Source organism: Haloechinothrix sp. LS1_15, assembly GCF_033042135.1.
GTDB lineage: Bacteria > Actinomycetota > Actinomycetes > Mycobacteriales > Pseudonocardiaceae > Haloechinothrix.
Window position 1 is genome coordinate 375483 of sequence record NZ_WBXM01000004.1, and the last position, 18203, is coordinate 393685.

14 protein-coding genes are annotated in these 18203 nt (G+C 69.8%); 9 read left to right on the plus strand and 5 right to left on the minus strand.

The genetic code is table 11. From position 1 onward, the window contains the following. Positions 1-15 precede the first annotated feature (15 nt). The 4 genes from F8178_RS09215 to F8178_RS09230 all read left to right on the plus strand — a co-directional run bounded on the left by F8178_RS09215 (position 16) and on the right by F8178_RS09230 (position 4996). On the plus strand, positions 16-792 hold the full coding sequence (locus tag F8178_RS09215; protein WP_317494281.1) for a cytochrome c biogenesis CcdA family protein: 777 nt from the start codon (positions 16-18) through the stop codon (positions 790-792). Further along, positions 789-2417: a cytochrome c biogenesis protein ResB gene (locus F8178_RS09220; protein WP_317494282.1), complete on the plus strand. Its 1629-nt coding sequence runs from the start codon at positions 789-791 to the stop codon at positions 2415-2417. The genes F8178_RS09215 and F8178_RS09220 overlap by 4 nt, the downstream gene beginning before the upstream one ends. Then, entirely contained in the window at positions 2417-3433 is a 1017-nt protein-coding gene (gene ccsB, locus F8178_RS09225) for a c-type cytochrome biogenesis protein CcsB (protein WP_317494283.1), read from the plus strand. The genes F8178_RS09220 and ccsB overlap by 1 nt, the downstream gene beginning before the upstream one ends. Before the next feature lie 171 nt (positions 3434-3604). Continuing rightward, a complete protein-coding gene (locus tag F8178_RS09230; RefSeq protein ID WP_317494284.1) occupies positions 3605-4996 on the plus strand; it encodes an AAA family ATPase in 1392 nt (463 codons plus the stop codon). A gap of 84 nt (positions 4997-5080) precedes the next feature. On the opposite strand, the gene F8178_RS09235 is transcribed toward F8178_RS09230, so the two are convergent. Next, a complete protein-coding gene (locus tag F8178_RS09235; RefSeq protein WP_317494285.1) occupies positions 5081-5272 on the minus strand; it encodes a hypothetical protein in 192 nt (63 codons plus the stop codon). Positions 5273-5423: 151 nt separating this feature from the next. Beyond that, complete coding sequence (locus F8178_RS09240) at positions 5424-5630, minus strand: BldC family transcriptional regulator (protein WP_317494286.1); 207 nt, start codon at positions 5628-5630, stop codon at positions 5424-5426. A gap of 325 nt (positions 5631-5955) precedes the next feature. On the opposite strand from F8178_RS09240, the gene F8178_RS09245 reads away from it, so the two are divergent. Genes F8178_RS09245 through F8178_RS09255 form a run of 3 tightly spaced genes read left to right on the plus strand, consistent with a single transcriptional unit; the run spans position 5956 to position 7922 of the window. After that, positions 5956-6429, plus strand: coding sequence for an Lrp/AsnC family transcriptional regulator (locus F8178_RS09245; RefSeq protein ID WP_317494287.1), 474 nt, complete (start codon positions 5956-5958; stop codon positions 6427-6429). 13 nt (positions 6430-6442) lie between these two features. After that, the gene (locus F8178_RS09250; protein ID WP_317494288.1) at positions 6443-6802 is read left to right on the plus strand and encodes a DUF4229 domain-containing protein; all 360 of its coding nucleotides are present in this window, start codon (positions 6443-6445) and stop codon (positions 6800-6802) included. A 13-nt stretch (positions 6803-6815) separates the two neighbouring features. Then, positions 6816-7922, plus strand: a complete 1107-nt coding sequence (locus F8178_RS09255; RefSeq protein ID WP_317494289.1) for a PLP-dependent cysteine synthase family protein — start codon at positions 6816-6818, stop codon at positions 7920-7922. A gap of 11 nt (positions 7923-7933) precedes the next feature. Here the strand turns inward: F8178_RS09255 and F8178_RS09260 are convergent, their stop codons facing one another. The 3 genes from F8178_RS09260 to menE form a co-directional block, all read right to left on the minus strand. Continuing rightward, complete coding sequence (locus F8178_RS09260) at positions 7934-8806, minus strand: 1,4-dihydroxy-2-naphthoate polyprenyltransferase (RefSeq protein WP_317494290.1); 873 nt, start codon at positions 8804-8806, stop codon at positions 7934-7936. 15 nt (positions 8807-8821) lie between these two features. Beyond that, positions 8822-14314: a carboxyl transferase domain-containing protein gene (locus F8178_RS09265; protein WP_317494291.1), complete on the minus strand. Its 5493-nt coding sequence runs from the start codon at positions 14312-14314 to the stop codon at positions 8822-8824. Between the two features lie 230 nt (positions 14315-14544). Further along, positions 14545-15711, minus strand: coding sequence for an o-succinylbenzoate--CoA ligase (menE, locus tag F8178_RS09270; protein ID WP_317494292.1), 1167 nt, complete (start codon positions 15709-15711; stop codon positions 14545-14547). A 134-nt stretch (positions 15712-15845) separates the two neighbouring features. On the opposite strand from menE, the gene F8178_RS09275 reads away from it, so the two are divergent. Together F8178_RS09275 and glmS are read left to right on the plus strand one after the other, a co-directional pair. Then, a complete protein-coding gene (locus F8178_RS09275; protein WP_317494293.1) occupies positions 15846-16124 on the plus strand; it encodes a hypothetical protein in 279 nt (92 codons plus the stop codon). Between the two features lie 27 nt (positions 16125-16151). Continuing rightward, positions 16152-17975, plus strand: a complete 1824-nt coding sequence (gene glmS / locus F8178_RS09280; protein WP_317494294.1) for a glutamine--fructose-6-phosphate transaminase (isomerizing) — start codon at positions 16152-16154, stop codon at positions 17973-17975. Positions 17976-18203 lie beyond the last annotated feature (228 nt).

The following is an 18203-nucleotide window of genomic DNA, read 5'->3' on the forward strand; positions in this document are numbered from 1 at the left end:
CTACGCTGGGTGGGCGTGGACGGCATGACGGAGCTGGCTATCTCGGGTCCGCTGCTGTTCGCGGCCGCACTCTCGCTGCTGGCGGGACTGGTTTCGTTCGCCTCGCCGTGCATCGTGCCGCTGGTCCCCGGCTACCTCGCTTACATGTCGGCGATGGTCGGCGCGGACGCTCCCCGGGTTTCCGGTGAGGAGCAGGGGCCGCAACGAGGCAGGCACCGGGTGGTGCTGGCCGCCGGGCTGTTCGTACTGGGGTTCACCGCGGTGTTCGCCGCCGGGATCGGCAGCATCGTCTGGTTGGCCGACGCGCTGCTGATCAACCAGGGGCTGCTCGAGCGGATCGGCGGTGTACTCACCATCGCGATGGCGCTGGTCTTCCTGGGGCTCGTACCGATGATGCAGCGCGAGGTGCGGGTGCACGCGGTGCCGAGGGCGGGGATGCTTGGCGCGCCGATGCTCGGCGGGGTGTTCGCGCTCAGCTGGACTCCGTGTATCGGGCCCACCCTGGCCGGGGTGCTGGCTATCGCCAGCTCCACGGGAGACACCGCGGCGCGCGGATTCCTGCTGGTGGTGATCTACTGCCTCGGGCTCGGGCTTCCCTTCGTACTGATCGCGCTCGGGACGCGGTGGGCGATGCGCGCGACGGACTGGTTGCGCGCCAACAGCCGTAAGGTGCAGATCTTCGGCGGTGTGCTGCTGCTCGGCGTCGGTATCCTGCTCGCCTCCGGTGCCTGGGGGTGGCTGGTGGCGTGGATGCGTGACGCGTTCATCACCGATGTGGTGCTGCCGATATGACCGGGCAGCACACCGGTGCGGATGCCGGGCAGCGCTACCGCGGCACCCCCGCACGCCGGGTCCTGGCTCTGGCACGCAACACCTGGCGCGGGTTGACGTCGATGCGGGTGGCGCTGATCCTGCTGTTCCTGCTCGCGGTCGCCGCCTTCCCCGGTGCGGTGCTGCCGCAACGCATGGTCAACGACGCGCTCGTGGCCGAATACATCGCCGACCACGGCTGGTGGGGCAGGCTGCTGGATCGGCTGCAGTTCTTCGACGTCTACGGAAGCGTCTGGTTCTCGGCGATCTACCTGTTGCTGCTGGTGTCGCTGGTGGGGTGCCTCGTGCCACGCAGTGCGGAGTACCTCAGGTCCATGCGGGACAGGCCGGTCCTCACCCCGCGCAACCTCCGGCGGCTACCGCATTACCGGCAGGCGACGCTGGATGTCGACGCGGATGAGGTAATCGCGCGAGCGAGCACCCGGCTGACGGGATGGCGCCGCGTGGAACGCACCGAACCGGACGGGTCACGCACCATCAGTGCGGAGCGCGGGTACCTGCGGGAGACCGGCAACCTGGTTTTCCACTTCGCGCTGCTCGGATTGATCATCGCGTTCGCGGTCGGGCACATGTACTCCTACGAGGGCCAGGTCATTGTGCACGCCGACGGCTCGGAGTTCTGCAACTCCGGCATCTACGCCTACGACACCTTCAACCCAGGACTGACCGTGGACGGCACCGAGCTGACACCGTTCTGCGTCAAGGTCAACGACTTCGAGGCCGACTACCTGCCCAACGGTCAGCCGGAGAACTACCGGGCCGATATCGAGTACCAGTCGGGCGAGGACCTGGACACCGGCACGTGGCGCCCCTACGAGCTCCAGGTCAACCACCCACTGCGGACCGAGGGCGACCGGGTCTACCTGCTCGGTCACGGTTTCGCGCCGGAGTTCACCGTCACCTTCCCCGACGGTCAGCAACGGCGGCAAGCCACCCAGTGGCGTCCGAACGACCAGGTGACCCTGCTCTCCGACGGTGCGACCAAGTTCGACCCTCCCGGGGTCACCGACGCCACCGAGCGGCGGTCCAATCAGATTGCCGTGACCGGCCTGTTCGCGCCAACCGCGCACTTCGACGGCGCGGTGTTGAGCTCGGCGAACGCCGACCTGCTCGATCCCGCGGTCGCGGTGGACGTGATGCGTGGCGACCTGGGGATCGATTCCGGCTACGGCCAGTCGATCTTCGAGATCGACGAGAACATGGTCGAGCAGGGCAAGCTGGAGCGCGTCGCCAGGGAGAACCTGCGGCTCGGCGAGGAGCTGGAGCTGGACGACGGCACCCGGATCGCCTTCGATGGGGTGCAGCGCTGGGCATCGTTGCAGGTCTCACACGACCCGACCCAGCAGTGGGTGCTGGCGTTCTCTATCGTGATGCTGGCGGGGCTCGCTGCCTCGCTGACGATCAAGCGTCGCAGGATCTGGATCCGTGTCACCCCGGACGGCGGCACTCGGAGCGTGGTCGCGCTCGGCGGGCTTGCGCGCACCGACCAGGCGGGGTACGGCGAGGAGTTCACCCGGATCGCCACCGAGCTGCTCGGTGATGCGGAGCGGCCAGCGCACGACGGCACGGAAGGGGAACGCAGCTGATGCCGGTCAACGAGACGCTGTCACAGCTGTCCGACTGGTCCTACGGCTCGGCGACGGCGATCTACATGCTCGCTGTGGTGTTGTTCCTCGCCCAGCAGGCCTTCGGCAAGCGGGGAGCGGAGTCCGCCGCGCGCGCGGCGGAGCGACCCCGCACGGTGGCGAGCGCCGGTCCTTCGGACACAGGAGTGGGCGGGACAGGCGTCGCTGGAGGTACAGCGCCGGGAAGCGCACCGGGAAGCACCGCGACACGGCGGTACAGCGGCACAGCGGAACGCTTCGGCCGGATGGGCGTGGCGCTGACCGTGCTCGGCGTGCTGCTGCACCTGGCTGCGCTGGTGCTGCGGGGCGTGGCCACCTCGCGGGCGCCGTGGGGCAACATGTACGAGTTCATCATGGCGCTGTGCCTGGTGGCCGTGGTGACCTGGCTCGTGGTGCTCCGCAAGTACACGGTGCGGCACCTGTCGGCCTACGTGCTGCTGCCCGTGGTGGTGCTGCTGTTTCTCGGCGGCACGCTGCTGTACAGCACGGCGACTCCGGTACAGCCCGCGCTGCAGTCCTACTGGCTGGTGATCCACGTCTCTACCGCGGCTGTGGCTTCGGGTATCTTCCTCATTCCCGGTGTGGCCAGCATCGGCTACCTGCTCCAGTCGGCAGGCGAGCGCAACCCCGCGCGGTTCGCCGCGATGACCCGGGTACTTCCTCCCAAGGAGACCCTCGACCGGATCGCCTACCGCACCACGGTTTTCGCGTTCCCGCTGTTCACCTTCGGCGTGATCGCGGGCGCGATCTGGGCCGAGGCCGCATGGGGACGCTTCTGGGGATGGGACCCCAAGGAGACCGTCTCGTTCATCACCTGGGTGATCTACGCGGCGTACCTGCACGCGCGCTCCACAGCGGGCTGGCGGGGCGATCGCGCCGCGGTGATCAATATCCTTGGTTTCGCTGTCGTGGTGTTCAACCTGTTCTTCATCAACCTGGTGATAGCGGGGCTGCACTCCTACGCTCAAGTCGACTGAGGGGGTGCGGGTCGCCGGGAGGCGTCGTCGGGGCGGCCCGGCCACCACGCCCGGCAGGCGCATCGTGCCGGGATACGACTACGGTCGGGGATGGGATGCCGTCGACCCGATACGGGAGGCGGGAACCAGCGTGGCGTGTGGCCCAGCCGGGCCGAACCGGGAGGATGGCACGTGAGCGAGCCGAATGACGAGACGACGACTCGCCAGCCGCCGCAGGCGGGACCCGCGCAGCACGACGGGGAGGAACGTACCGACTCGTACCCGCATCCGGCAGGCGCGAGCGATCAGCTTGCCGACCAGCAGCGCACCCAGTACGTGACGCCGCCACAGCAGCCCGGGCAGCAGCATCCCCAGCAGCCTCCGCAGCCGCAGCAGCAGGTCGCCGCGCAGCAGGGTCATCCGGCGCCGGGTCCGGTGGACGCGGTGGACTCGGAGGCGCCGACGCGGCACGACTTGCCGCCGGTGGTGCCGCCCGGTGACCCGGCGCACGGCGCGCCACAGGCCTGGCAGGCACCGTATGATCAGCATCAGCAGCCGTTCCCGCCGCTGACACAGCCGCCGTGGCAGCAGCACGCGCCTGACCAGCAGCCCCAGCCAGGGGTGGATCCGCGGCGCCAGCAGCGGCGCGGCAGGCACGCGGCTACCGGCCCGGAAGACCTCGCCTCGGCGCACCTCATCAGGCCGGTCAAGCGGCGGCCGCAGAGCGGTTGGCGTAAGGCGGTGTACGTCGGCAGCGGCAGGCTCATCAACCCGGGGGAGAGCCCTGCCGATCGCCAGCGTCGCGAGCTCATCGCCCGGGTGAACCAGCCGCTGCGCGGTTGCTACAAGATCGCGATGCTCAGCCTCAAGGGTGGCGTGGGTAAGACGACGACCACCACCACGCTCGGCTCGACCTTCGCCTCGCTGCGGGGGGACCGGGTCGTGGCCATCGACGCGAACCCCGATCGGGGGACGCTGTCGCAGAAGATCCCGATGGAAACCACCGCAACCGTACGTCACCTGCTCCGGGACGCGGACCGGATCACCCGCTACAGCGACATCCGGGCGTATACCTCGCAGGGGTCGAGTCGGTTGGAGATCCTGGCCAGCGAGCAGGATCCGGCCGTGTCCGAGGCGTTCTCCGAGCAGGACTACCGGCGTGCGGTGGACCTGCTGGAGCACTTCTACAACATCGTGCTCACTGACTGCGGCACCGGGCTGATGCACTCGGCGATGAAGGGCGTGCTCGATGTCGCCGACTCGCTGGTGCTGGTCTCCTCGGCCTCGGTGGACGGCGCGCGCAGCGCCTCGGCGACGCTGGACTGGTTGGACGCGCACGGCTACGGGGGGCTCGTGCAGCGATCCGTCGCGGTGATCAATTCAGTGCGGCCGAAGGCGAGCTCGGTCGATCTGGACAAGCTCGAGGCTCACTTCGGGGCGCGCACCCGTGCGGTGTGCCGTATCCCGTTCGACCCGCACCTTGAAGAGGGTGCCGAGATCGACCTCGATCAGCTCCACGACAATACCCGGTTGAAGCTGCTCGAGCTCGCCTCGACCGTCGCGGACGGGTTCGCCGTGGCCTAGATCCTGCCCGTACTGCCCACCCTGCCCGATTCGGGTGGGCGGGGTGGGCAGCACGGCCGGTTTCGGTCACCGGCTACGTCCTCGCTACTTCTCCTCGTCGTTACGGCGCTTCCTGCGTTGCTCCTCGCTGAGCTTGCGCAGGAAATCGGGATCATCGTCGGGTGCGACAGGAGCAGCCTTGCGCGTCGGGGTGTTGCCGAGACGGTCGCTGCTCAGTGCTTTCCACAACAGCACCGCGATGATGATGACTCCGATCGCTGCGAGCAGGTAGTGCATGCTCGCTCCTTCCCGCTTATGCCGCGTTGGTGTCCTCTCCCTCGAGGTTAGCTGTTATCTCGCGTTCAGGAGAGGTCCCCGTGTTCGTCACGTTTCCGGCTCGTGCTCGTGCGGTGTCTCGAGCGCATTCCTGCCGCGGCGAGGACGAATGTTACTCCACGGCCTCCGAGGTGAGCTTCGCGAGCAGGGCGTTGACCTCCGACTCGCGGAAGCGACGGTGTCCACCGGGCGTGCGGATCGAGCCGATCCGGCCGGACGCTGCCCAGCGGGTCACGGTCTTGGGATCGACTCGGAACAGCTCGGCCACCTCGCCCGGAGTGAGCAGGCGTCCCCCTGATTGGGGCACGGTTGCGGTCATCGGCTGGCCTCCTTATGGCTTGGCCTCGTGATACCCGCCGCCGATCGTGCAGGTATCCCCATACTGGCACTCTGTGGTTGTTCGATGCCACAACCGTCCCATTCCGGCCGGTGAGTACTCGAACGGTTGGGTAAGAGTAAAGAGGAGGTAATGGGAGGAATCGGGCGATATCGGTGAACCCTCGCCGACGCTGGTCGTGGAGCCGGGCCGCGCATCGCCCGGTACGGAAAGGTAACCTGCTGGCAGGAGCGGTTCCAGCCCGGGTGTCGGAGGTTCTGGACCGTGCCGGTCGAGGTCGAGTGACGCCGAGTGAGGCTGAGGCGCTGTGGATGCGATAGACCGCCAGATCATTGCCGCATTGCGGGACAATGGCAGAGCCACCTACGCGGAGCTGGGGCGTCACATCGGGTTGTCCGCATCCTCGGTGCACGAGCGGGTGGCCAAGCTGGAAGCTGCTGGCGTGATCACCGGCTATCACGCGGTCGTTGACCCGCGCGCCGTCGGCCTTGACGTGACCGCCCTTGTCGGGGTGCAACCCTCGGACGCGGCTTCGGACGACGCGGTGTCCGCCGCGCTCGCCGAGCTTGAGGAGGTCGAGAGCTGCTACGCGGTGGCAGGCGACGACGCCTTCGTGGTCAAGGTGCGGGTGCCTACCATGGACGACCTGGAACTGGTACTCGGCAGATTGCGGCGTATCCCCGGGGTTTCTCGCACACACACCACCGTGGTGCTGTCCACGCGGTTCGAGGGGCGCCCGAACAACACCGTGCTCACCAACGGTGTGCCGGGAAAGAAGTGACGGGGTGACGAGCGTGAGTGAACAGCGGGACCCGGCTGATCGGGGTGATACGTTCGCCGTCGATCTGACCCTGCACCTGCTGGCCCGCCTCGGGCTGGTGGCGTTGGTCACCATCGTGCTGATGCTGGCGAACGTCCCGCTGCTCGTCGCGCTGGCGATCGCGATCGTGGTCTCGTTCCCGCTGGGCCTGTTGCTGCTGCGGAGGCTGCACTCCCGGGTGACGGCCGGCCTCGCCGCCCGGGGTGAGCGGCGCAAGGCGGAGCGGGCGCGGTTGCGTGCCGAGCTACGGGGCGAGCGGTGCGAGGATGCTGCCGGTGACGGCGCTGCCGGTGGCGGTGCAACCGGGCAGGACATCGACGAGCGTCGGGAGTAGGGCGGCCCGACCCATGGCACAGCACCACGATCAGCGCCGCGACCGGGAGTGGATCAACGAGGCGGTCCGGATCATCGACGCCGACGCCAACCGGAGCGCGGACACCCACCTGCACATGTTCCCGCTCCCGGCGGACTGGGGTATCGACCTGTACCTCAAGGATGAGTCGGTGCATCCGACCGGCTCGCTCAAGCACCGGCTCGCCAGGTCCCTGCTGCTGTACGGCCTGGTGAGCGGCCAGATCGGGCAGGAAACGACGCTGATCGAGGCCTCGAGTGGATCGACGGCGGTCTCGGAAGCGTACTTCGCCAGGATGCTCGGGCTGGACTTCGTTACCGTCGTGCCCCGCTCCACCAGCAAGGAGAAGATCGAGCTCATCGAGTTCTACGGGGGGCGATGTCACTATGTCGACAATCCCCCCGAGATGTACGGGGAGGCCGAGCGACTGGCCGCGGAATGCGGTGGTCACTACCTCGACCAGTTCACCTTCGCCGAACGGGCCACGGACTGGCGCGGTAACAACAACATCGCCGAGTCGATCTTCACGCAGATGAGCCAGGAGCGTTTCCCGGTGCCCTCGGCGATCGTGGTCGGCGCGGGCACCGGCGGCACAAGCGCCACCATCGGGCGGTACGTCCGTTACCGGCGGCACGCCAGCCGGATCGTGGTGGTCGACCCGGAGAACTCGGCGTTCTACCACGCCTGGCAGACCGGTGCGCCGGACTACACCACCGGCATGCCCTCGCGGATCGAGGGCATCGGACGCCCCCGGGTCGAGCCGTCGTTTCTCCCCGCGGTGATCGACGAGATGATCCGGGTGCCGGACGCCGGGTCGCTGGCGGCGATGCGGTTGCTCTGGCACCGCACTGGGCACCGTGCGGGAGGCTCCACCGGGACGAACCTCTACGGCGCGTTCGCCGTCATCGCGCGCATGCTGGCACGCGGCGAGTCCGGCAGTGTGGTCACGCTGGTCTGCGACGGCGGCGAGCGCTACGTGCACACCTATTATGACGACGAGTGGGTGGCCGGTCAGGGACTCGAGCTCGAACCGCACCGCATCGCGCTGGAAGAGTTCCTCGCTACCGGCCGCTTCGATCCGTCGGGTGAGGTCCGGAGGTGACCGTCGACGGCTCAGCCGAACGCCAGCGCCGCCGCGGTGAGCGCCGCCCACAGCAGCATCGCCAGCCCGGTGTCGCGCAGCACCCCGACGAGGATCCCGCCGGTGTGACCGCGCAGCACGGTGCGTAGCGGGGCGAGTAACAGCAGTGCGGCGATCGCGCCGAAGGCGGCGGGTGGGTGCCACCAGGACAGCAGCAGCGTGCCCGCGAAGGGTAGCGCCAGCAGCCCCCCGTACACCCGGCGAGTCGCGGCGTCGCCGAGCCGCACCGCCAGCGTGTGCTTACCGGCCGTGGTGTCGCTTCGGATATCCCTCAGGTTGTTGGCCAGCAGCACGGCTGCCGAGAACGCGCCGATGGCCACCGCGCAGGTCACCGCTACCCAGCTGAGGGTGCCAGCCTGCACGTATACCGTGCCGAGGACCGCCACCAGCCCGAAGAACAGGAAAACCGCGAGCTCGCCGAACCCCGCGTAGCCGTACGGTCTGCTGCCGCCGGTGTAGAACCACGCCGCGCCGACGCACGCCGCCCCCACCGCCAGCAGCCACCAGTACCCGGTCAGGGCCACCAACCCGACACCGGCGAGGCAAGCCACACCGAAGCAGGCGAACGCCGCCGTCCGGACCGTGCGCGGCCGCACCGTGGCGGTGGCCACCAGCCGCAGCGGGCCGGTGCGGTCGTCGTCGGTGCCGCGGATGCCGTCGGAATAGTCGTTGGCGAAGTTCACGCCCACGATCAGCGCAAGCGCCACGATCAGCGCGAGCGTGGCCCGCGGCAGCGAGAAGGCCCCGAGGTGCGCGGCCGCGCCCGCGCCGACCACGACCGGGGCCACGGCATTCGGCAGGGTGCGCGGCCGCGCACCCTCGATCCATTCCGCGACTGTGGCCATGACGGCCATTGTTGCCTACCCCGCGTCACCCCGCTCCAGCGCCTCGATGATCTTGGGCCGCAGCTCGCCCGGCTGGATGATGGCGTCCACCGAGCCCACCTCCACCGCGCGTTCGATGCTGTGGATCCGGTCGAACTCGGCCGCCACCTCGCCGAGTTTCTCCGCGCGTACCTCGGCGCGTACCTCGGCGAGTTCGGTGGTCAGCGTCGCCCGTTCGGCCCCGGTGGCCGCGGACGCCCTGGCCTCCATGTCGCGCACCCGCTTGTCGGCGGCGGTGCGGGAATCCACCTCGCCGGAGAAGACCACCGCGGCCGCAGGCGCTCCTCCGATCACCGAGGCGTACGAGCCGTCCACCGCCAGCACCGTCATGTTCGGGTTCAGCGCCTTGGAGAACACCACGAACGCGCCGCCGTGGTAGCGGGAGATGACGCAGAACACGATCGGCCCGTCGAAGTTCACGATGGCCCGACCGATCTCGGCGCCGTACTCCAGCTGCAGCTTGCGCATGGATTCCGGGGAGCCGTCGAAACCGGACAGGTTCGCCAGCACCACGAGCGGCCTGCTGCCGCTTGCCGCGTTGATCGCCCGCGCTACCTTCTTCGACGACCGAGGGAACAGCGTGCCCGCGGTGTAGGCGTCTGGCCCGTCGGTGGGTGGGAACCCGCGCCGCGGCACCGACTGCGATTCGATACCGATCAGGCACACCGGCTTGCCGCCCAGGTGGGCGTCGGCGACGACCGCGGTCTCCGCATCCGCCATCCCCGCCCAGCGCTCCAGCATCCGGTGGTCGGCATCGGAGAGGGCCTGCATCACGGTCCGGATGTCGAAGGCCTTCTTGCGGTCCGGGTTGCTCTCCGCCGAGAACACGTCGCCGACCGTGGTGAAGTCGCTGCCCGCGAGCTCGTGTGGGTAGCTGGTGACGTCCCGATCGACGGGATCGGCGGTGCTCGCCCGGCGCGGTGCCGACTCGCCCGGCGCGATGTAGCTGTGCTCGTAGTGCCGCATCAGCACCTCGCGGGCGTCGGTCAGGTCCCGCGCCCAGTACTGCGCCTGCCCGTTGGGCCCCATGACGCGGTCGTAGCCGCCGATCCCGAAGTTGTCCTCGGCCGAGACCCCGCCGGAGAAGTCGAGCGATTGCTTGCCGGTCAGCACCATCGCCGAGTCCGGCGTCATCACCAGGATGCCCTTGGTGTGCATGAGCATCGTGGCCTCGGCGTTCCAGTACGGCTGTGCGCCGACGTTGATCCCGGCCACCACGATGTTGATCTCGCGGCCCGCCTGGGTGAACCGCACGATCCGCTCGAGCACCGCGGCGATGGCGTCCATGTTCTCGGTACCGGAGTCCATCGCGATCTTCGCGCCCGCCGAGACCGCGAACCACTCAACCGGCACGTCGAGCTCCTCGGCCAGGTCGAGGGCAGCGATCACCCGGGAGCATTCCGGTTCGGCCAGCGCGCCGAGCGCCTTGGTCGGGTCACCGAGCAACGCGACACGCCGCACCCCCTCCGGATGCCGCGTGGTCGGGGTGCTGACCACGCCGGTGACGATGGCGGCGGTGTTCTGGCCCTTCGGCCGGTCCACCGGCACCAGCCGGTCGCCGTCCAGGTCGTACTCGGTGAACTCACCTGCCGCGCCCGCGAGGGTGTCCACCAGTTCGTACGGGTAGGCGGCGCCCCTCCTGCGGGCGCGCAGCACCTTCTGGTCGTAGTCGTCGAGCGGCTTGATCGGTTCGAAGGACGGTTCGGTGATCTCGAGGCGCACCCCGGATCCCGGCTCGGAGGTGACGCGGATCGCGGCGTCGTGGATCTCGCCGGTCTCCGCGTCCCGTTGCCTGCCGAGGAACATGACCTCCTCGATGCCCGCGCCCGCCGTGCCCGGCACCGCGCGCTGGGCCACGGCGTCGAGCTCAGCTGCGGTGAGCTCGCTCGGCGGCCAGACGTAGATGAAGATCCGGTTGGTGTCCAGCCGTTCCTTCGTCGAGCGCTGCGCCTGCACCTTCCTGATCGCGTCCACGCAGGCGGCGAGCGTGCCCTCCACCGCGGGCAGCGCCACTACCCGCCCGCTCGCGTCGCGCAGCGGCGTGAGGTCGCGCACTTGCGCCATCGCCACCAACCGCTGGTCGCGGGGATTGCTCGGTGCGGTACAGGAGAACAGGTACACGTCCTCGTCGGCCGAGGGCAGCCGGGTGAGGTCGAAGTTCCGCAACCGCTGTAGCTCCAGCCGTTGCGCGATGAGGGGGTGGATGCCCCTGATCAACCGTTCCTCGGCCAACCCGGTCGCCGAGGGGCGGAACGTGACGTGGTGGTGCATCGCGTCGCCGCTACGGCCCGCCACCGACACCGTCACCCGGCGCGCCTTGGTCAGCTCCGGGATGTCGCCCAGCACCCCCCGCAGCGCGGCTGCCTTGGCATCGGCATCCTCAGGCTGGTCGTCCCAGCGTAGGTAGATGTCGATCACGTGCCCGGCGAGATCGCCGTCGCCGTCGTCGAGGCTGGTCACCGCGCGCGCAACCCGCTCCAGCTCGGTGAAGTCGGCGGCGGTGCTGACCAGCCGCAGGCGGTGCCCGTTGCGGTCGTACTCGGCGGTGACGAACGGGCGGCCAACGGCGTACTGGCAGCGCACGTTCTCCAGGCCGCGGGTGCGGTAGTAGCGGCGGGTCAGCACCTCGAGCAGCGCGCTGAGGTCGGCGCCCTGCCTGCCGATGCGCTGGCCGAGCAACCGGACCAGCGGCTCCGGGCTGGCGACCATCTCGGCGATTCGCTCCTCGCGGTCGGGCGCGTCGGGGTACGCCTCGAGGTAGCGGAGGTGGCCGCGTACCCGGGCGTACACCTCGGCGCGGCCGCGCCGCAGCATCGGCTGGGCGAACCAGCGGAACACCACCCCGCGTGCCAGGTCGCAGACCACGGGGAACCGCAGCTGCGTGGCGGTGATGATCCGTTCGAGCGCCTCACCCGCGGTGTCGCGGAGCTCGTCACCGGGTGGTGGGTCGTCGTGCCACCGCCGCAGCACGGCGGTGATCACCCCGGCGTCGGAGGAGATCCGGCGTTGCGCGAGGAAGATCCGGAACACGGCTTCCTCGAGGGCCTCGGTGCGGTCGAGGTCGGTGACGCCGTAGTGCGCCAGCGCCCTGGTCAACCGCTTCTGGAACGTCTCAGACAGGCCCGCCCGCTCGGTGTCCAGGCTCTGCAGGTAGGTGTGGAAGTACTCGCGGGGGCTGTGGACCCGGGTGTCGGCCTCCTCCTCGGCGTCGACGGGTTTGTTCCGGCTCAGTTCGCAGAGGTCGGCGAACACCCCGAGCAGCTCGACCTCGCCGGGGCGGGGATCGGTGCCCTCGGCGACGAGCCGGTCCCGAGCCGCGAGGTAGCCGGTCAGCGCCCGCCGCTCGTCCATCGGGTCCACATCGAACCCGAGCAGCAAGCTGCGCAGCTCCTCCAGGTCCCTGGCTGCCTGCTCGCCAGCCGCGAGGTCGGTGGACAGGGCAGGCAGGTCAACCACGGCCTCCGCCGCGCCTGACCCGCGCTCACCATCGGCCGCTGCCGCCTCCCCCGTCGGCTCCAGCCTGGCCAGTACGGCACCTGCTTCCACCTGGCTGCCCACCGACACGGCGCACTCGCGCAACCGGGCGTCGAACGGCGCGCGGAGCACGGTCTCCATCTTCATGCTTTCCAGCACCAGTACCGGATCGCCCGCGGCCACCTCCTCGCCCTCGGCGAGCGGGGTCGCCACGACCAGCGCGGGCGCGGGAGAGCGCAGCACCCCGCCCTCGTCCCGGCTGACGCGGTGTGTCACCCCGTTCACCTCGACCAGGTGTACCGGGCCGTGGGTCGCGGTGACTAGGCGGAAGTCGTGCCCATTCACGGTCAGCCGCCCGTTGACGGAGTCGTAGCGCTGCAACCGGGTATCGAGGGTGGATTCCGTGCCTTCGATGGCGACGCGGAAGCGCAGCGGGCCGGTTTGCGCGACGGTCACCCGGTAGCTCGTCCCGCGCAGCTTGAGGTCGATCGCGCGACCCACCTCGTGCTGCACCTGGGGACGCCCGCCGTGCGCGGTGGTCAGCAACCGCTGCCGCTCAGCCCGTTCGGCGTCCTGGTAGGCCTCGATCGCCGCGGCTGCCAGCGCGATGCCGGTGTGGGTGTGCGAGATCAGGCCTCCCGCTGCCCGGACCCGGTCGATCCAGCCGGTGTCGGCGCTGGCTTCGACGACCTCCTCCGCGTCGAGCAGATCCAGCAGGAAGCTCTTGTTGCTCACGCCGCCCTCGATGATCACGGTGGTGCCCGCCACCGCGCGGCGCAGCCTGCCGAAGGCCTCATCCCTGGTGCGGCCGTACGCGATGATCTTGGCGATCATGGAGTCGAACTCGGCAGGGATGACATCGCCTTCGGCGACGCCGGTGTCCACCCGGATCCCGGGCCCCGCTGGCAGGTCAAGCAGCGTGATCCGGCCAGGGGCGGGGGCGAAGTCCCTGTCCGGATCCTCGGCGTTGAGCCGGGCCTCCACGGCGTGGCCGTATTCGACAGGGGGCTTGCCGTCGAGCGTGCCACCGGAGGCCACGTGCAGCTGCGCTTTGACCAGGTCGATGCCGGTGGTGGCCTCGGTGACCGGGTGCTCGACCTGCAGCCGGGTGTTGACCTCGAGGAAGGCGAACCGCTTCTCGTGCGGGTCGTAGAGGAACTCCACGGTCGCCGCCCCGCAGTACCCCGCGGCGGAGATCAGCCGTTCTGCGGCGGCTTTCAGCTCGGCGACCTGCCCGGCGTCCAGTAGCGGCGACGCGGATTCTTCGATGATCTTCTGGTTACGACGCTGCACCGAGCAGTCCCGCACGCCGAGCGCCCATGCCGTACCCGCGCCGTCGGCGATCACCTGCACCTCGACATGCCTGCCGCCGCTGACCAGTGATTCGAGGAACATCACCCCGCTGCCGAACGCACGCTCGGCCTCCGCTCCGGTGTTCGCGTAGGCCTCGGTGAGCTCGTCCGCCGAGCGCACTACGCGAATGCCGCGGCCGCCACCGCCCGCGGTGGCCTTGAGCATCAGCGGGTAACCGATCTCGGCTGCCACCTGCCGCGCGACGTCGACCCCGGTCAGCGGTCCGCCGCTCCAAGGGGCGACCGGTACGCCAGCCTGCTCGGCACGTTGCTTGGCGCCGATCTTGTCGCCGAGCGCGCGCATCGCGTCGGGGCTCGGTCCGATGAAGGTGATGCCGAGGCGTTCGCACAGCTCGGCGAAGCCTGGGTCCTCAGCTACGAAGCCCCAGCCGACCCAGGCGGCGTCCGCGCCGGTCTCGCGCAGCGCGCGGGCAAGCACGTCCTGGTCCAGATACGGCCGGTCGGCCGCGGCACCGAGGCAGTAGGCCTCGTCGGCGGCGCGTACGAAGGAGGACGTGCGTTCGACGTCGGTGTACAGCGCGATTGTGGACAGCTCCGCGCCTTCCGCGCGGAGTTCGCGGGCGGCGTGGATGAGCCGCATCGCGGCTTCCCCCCGGTTGACGATCGCGACACGGCCGAACACGAAGGCAACCTCCCGGATACGTGGGTGGACGGGCGCGGGCTCGCGCCGATCGACTCGGTTACCAGCATGTCCAATTCCTGCTGCCGCCGCGAGCGCCGGAGCTATCACGTGCCTCGGGGAAAGTTTGTCGGTTCCCCGACTTGACAGCCACTGCCCAGGTATTCCCGTGCAGGCGCGGCGGTCGTGCGGGATGTGGCTTCCGGCACGGCGAGGGTGCTGCGTTGTGGCCGCTACACAATCGCGGCACGGACGGCGGCGCGATCCACCTTGCCGGGGCCGAGCAGGGGTAGGGCATCGAGCAGCCGCACGAGCTTCGGGGCGGCCGCTCTGCCAGCCGCCTCGCGGGCGAGCTCGACCAGCTCGTCCTGCGCGGGCGGGGCGGCTGGATCGGCGGGTACCACGGCGGCGGCGACGATCTCGCCCCAGACCGCGTCGTCGACGCCGAGTACGCAGACCTGCCGGACGCCGGAATGGGCAAGCAGGGCCTGCTCCACAGTGTGGGCGGGCACCTTGACCCCGCCGGTGTTGATGACGTCGTCGGCACGGCCGAGCACCTCCAGGCGACCGTCGGCGGTCAGCCTGCCCAGATCGTTGGTGTGGAACCAGCCGTGACGGAACGCTGCGCGGGTGGCTTCGTCGTCGGCGCGGTAGCCGTCGGCGAGCACGTCGCCCGCCAGCGCAATCATGCCGATCCGCTGGTCGCCGTCGGCGGCGACGTGCACCCGCACCCCGTCGAGCGGGACCCCGTCGTAGACACAGCCGCCCGCTGTTTCGCTCATGCCGTAGGCACCGACGACCCGGATTCCCGCCTGCTCGGCGCGCTCCCGCAATGTGGGCGGCGTGGCCGCACCCCCGATGAGGATCGCGTCGAAGGCGCGTGCGGCCTCGAGCGCCGCGCCGCCCGCGTCGAGGATCCTGCCGAGCTGGGTCGGTACCAGCGCGGTGTAGCGGGGACCGTCGTCGCGCAGCACGGGCGCGGCCGCCGCCGCGAACGTCTCGGGATCGAAACCGGCGCCGAGATCGAGCACGGCGGGCGTGGCGTTCGCCAGCAGGGACCGCACCAGCACCTGCAACCCCCCGATGTAGTGGGCGGGGGTGGCCAGCAGCCACCTCCCGGGACCGCCCAGCCGGGCGTGGGTCGCACGGGCCGAGCTCGCCAACGCGTGAGCCGACAGCGCCACCCCTTTGGCCGTCCCGGTCGAGCCGGAGGTCGGCACGATCGCCGCGGTGCCGTCCTCGACCGGCTCGTCGGGGCGCATCGCCCGCAGCGTCGCGCCCGCGCGCGGGTCGTTGGCGGCCAGCGGGAGCACCGGCTCGCCGCCGTCGAGCGCGGCGGCGAGCGCCTCAACCAGCACGCGTACCGACTGCTCGCCACCATCGACCTGGATCACCCGCACCCCACCATTGTGCTTGTGGGCCGGTGGGAGATGTACCTCAGCCGTTCATCCGGCGTGCGGTCGCCGTTCGACCTCCTGCCCGATTTCGGGCAGGAAACTTGTTCCGCAGCGGGTGGGGATGACAGGGTCGCCTCGTGCGGGCAACCGAACAGGCTCCGCCTGCCGAGCTAGTGCGGTACGTGGCCGGATCGACCGGGCTGTCGACCCCGACGGCCGCACGCGTGGTCGCCGACGTCATCGCTTACTTCTCCGAGACCCTCGAGGGGTATGTGCGGCGGCGCCACGGCGAGCTCCGCCGGAGGGGATGGAAGAACGAGCAGATCTGGAGCGAGCTGCGGTCCGAGCTGGCAGGCAGGCCGTTCGGGGCGCAGGCACCGAGCGAACGCCAGCTGAGGCGCATGGTGTACGGCTGAGCGCTCCGGCGATCAGGGGAGGTAGGAATGTGCGGAATCGTGGGCTATGTCGGCGGTGGGCAGGCCGCGCCGATCCTGCTGGAAGGGCTGCACCGGCTGGAGTACCGGGGCTACGACTCGGCCGGTCTCGCATTGGCAGAGGGGGACAAACTACAGGTCATCAAGGCCGCCGTGCGGGTGGGCGAACTGCGCGAGCGTGTCGGCGACGGCCACACCGCCCCGGTGGGGTTGGCGCACACCCGCTGGGCCACGCACGGCGAACCGACCGACATCAACGCCCACCCGCACACCGATGCGGGCGGCCGGGTCGCGGTCGTGCACAACGGGATGCTGGAAAACGCCGAAGAGCTGCGCGAGGAGCTCCTGGCTGCCGGGGTGACACCGGGCTCGGAGACCGACACGGAGCTGCTTGCGCACCTGATCGCGGCCGAGCTGGACGGCACCGAGTCCCTGGAGGACGCGGTGCGCGCGGTGCTGCGCAGGGTGGACGGCGCATACGGCATCGCGGTGCTGGACGCCACCCGGCCCACGGAGCTGGTCGTGGCACGAGACGGCAGCCCCATCGTGCTCGGCATCGGCGACGGCGAGATGTTCGTCGCCTCCGATGTGGCGGCTCTGGTCCGCCACACCCAGCGCGTGGTCTACCTTGACGACGGCGAGCTCGCCACCATCAGCGCGGGCGACTACCGCACCAGCACGCTCGGCGCCAACCGCACCGCGAAGACGACCACCACGGTGGATGTCACCGACGAGGACTACCGGCTGGGTGACTACACGAACTACATGCACAAGGAGATCCACGAGCAGCCCACGGCGGTGCGCCGTGCCGTTCTCGGGCGGCTCGACGACCGGTTCGCCACCGCCCACCTGGGCGGGCTGCAACAGGATGCCCGCGAGCTGCGGTCGTTCCGCTCGGTGAAGCTGCTCGGTTGCGGCTCCGCCTACTATGTGGCCCAGCTGGGCGCCAACCTCATCGAGGAGTGGGCCAGGATCCCCGCCGACGCCGAACCCGCCTCCGAGTTCCGGTACCGCAACCCGGTCATCGATCCGGATGCGCTATACATCGCGGTCAGCCAGTCAGGGGAAACCAAGGACACGCTGGCGGCGGTGCAGGAGCTCAAGCGCAAGGGCGGCCGGGTGATCGGGGTGGTCAACGCGCCGGGCAGCACGATCGCCCGCGAATGCGGCAGCGGGATCTACCTGCACGCCGGCCCCGAGGTGTCGGTGGCCTCCACCAAGGCGGTGACGAACATGACGGTGTGCTTCGCCATGCTCGGCCTGCTGCTGGGGCGGATGCGTGACCTGTCGGTCGCGCGGGGCCGCGGGATCGTGTCGGCACTGGACGCCTTGCCGAAGGCGATCGAGGACGTGCTGGCCGCCGAGGAGGCGATCGCCGAGGTCGCCGAGCGGTTCAGCTGGGCGGCGCGGATGTTCTTCATCGGCAGGGTCTGGTACTGGCCGGTCGCCAGGGAAGGCGCGCTGAAGCTCAAGGAGATCTCCTACGTGCACGCCGAGGCCTACCAGGCTGCCGAGCTCAAGCACGGCCCGTTGGCGCTCATCGACAGCGGCATGCCGTCGGTGGTGCTGGTGGGCGACGACGAGCTGCTGGCCAAGAACGTCGCCACGTTGGAGCAGATCAAAGCACGAGGCGGGCCGGTGATCGCGGTGACCAACGCCGAGATCCCCGCCGACCTGGCCGACGCAGTGATCCGGGTGCCGCGGGTCCACCCCGAGCTGGACCCGATCGTGTTCACCATCGCCTTGCAGCTGTTCGGCTACCACATCGCCACCGCACTCGGCCGCGAGATCGACAAGCCCCGCAACCTCGCCAAGAGCGTCACTGTCGAATGATCGGCAGCGCTTGGAGATCGAGTACTGACTCGACCTCAGGCACTCATCGGTGCGGCTCGTGAACCCTCCGGTGTTCGTTGTTTGGGTATGTGGGATGCGAGCCAGGGTGGTGGGATGCAGGTTGGATGGCCGTCGGTTCCGATGTGGATGTTCCATTCGCTGTGGTGGATGCGTCGGTGGTGTTCGCCGCTGGGGAGGGCGGGGTTGTCGAGGTTGGTGGGTCCGCGG

What these genes read in the sequence shown, in the direction of transcription:
- ccsB (WP_317494283.1), top strand. Translation starts at nt 2,417, where the DNA reads ATGCCGGTCAACGAGACGCTGTCACAGCTGTCCGACTGGTCCTACGGC.
- F8178_RS09235 (WP_317494285.1), bottom strand. Translation starts at nt 5,272, where the DNA reads ATGCACTACCTGCTCGCAGCGATCGGAGTCATCATCATCGCGGTGCTG.
- F8178_RS09260 (WP_317494290.1), bottom strand. Translation starts at nt 8,806, where the DNA reads ATGGCCACAGTCGCGGAATGGATCGAGGGTGCGCGGCCGCGCACCCTG.
- F8178_RS09220 (WP_317494282.1), top strand. Translation starts at nt 789, where the DNA reads ATGACCGGGCAGCACACCGGTGCGGATGCCGGGCAGCGCTACCGCGGC.
- F8178_RS09240 (WP_317494286.1), bottom strand. Translation starts at nt 5,630, where the DNA reads ATGACCGCAACCGTGCCCCAATCAGGGGGACGCCTGCTCACTCCGGGC.
- glmS (WP_317494294.1), top strand. Translation starts at nt 16,152, where the DNA reads ATGTGCGGAATCGTGGGCTATGTCGGCGGTGGGCAGGCCGCGCCGATC.
- F8178_RS09255 (WP_317494289.1), top strand. Translation starts at nt 6,816, where the DNA reads ATGGCACAGCACCACGATCAGCGCCGCGACCGGGAGTGGATCAACGAG.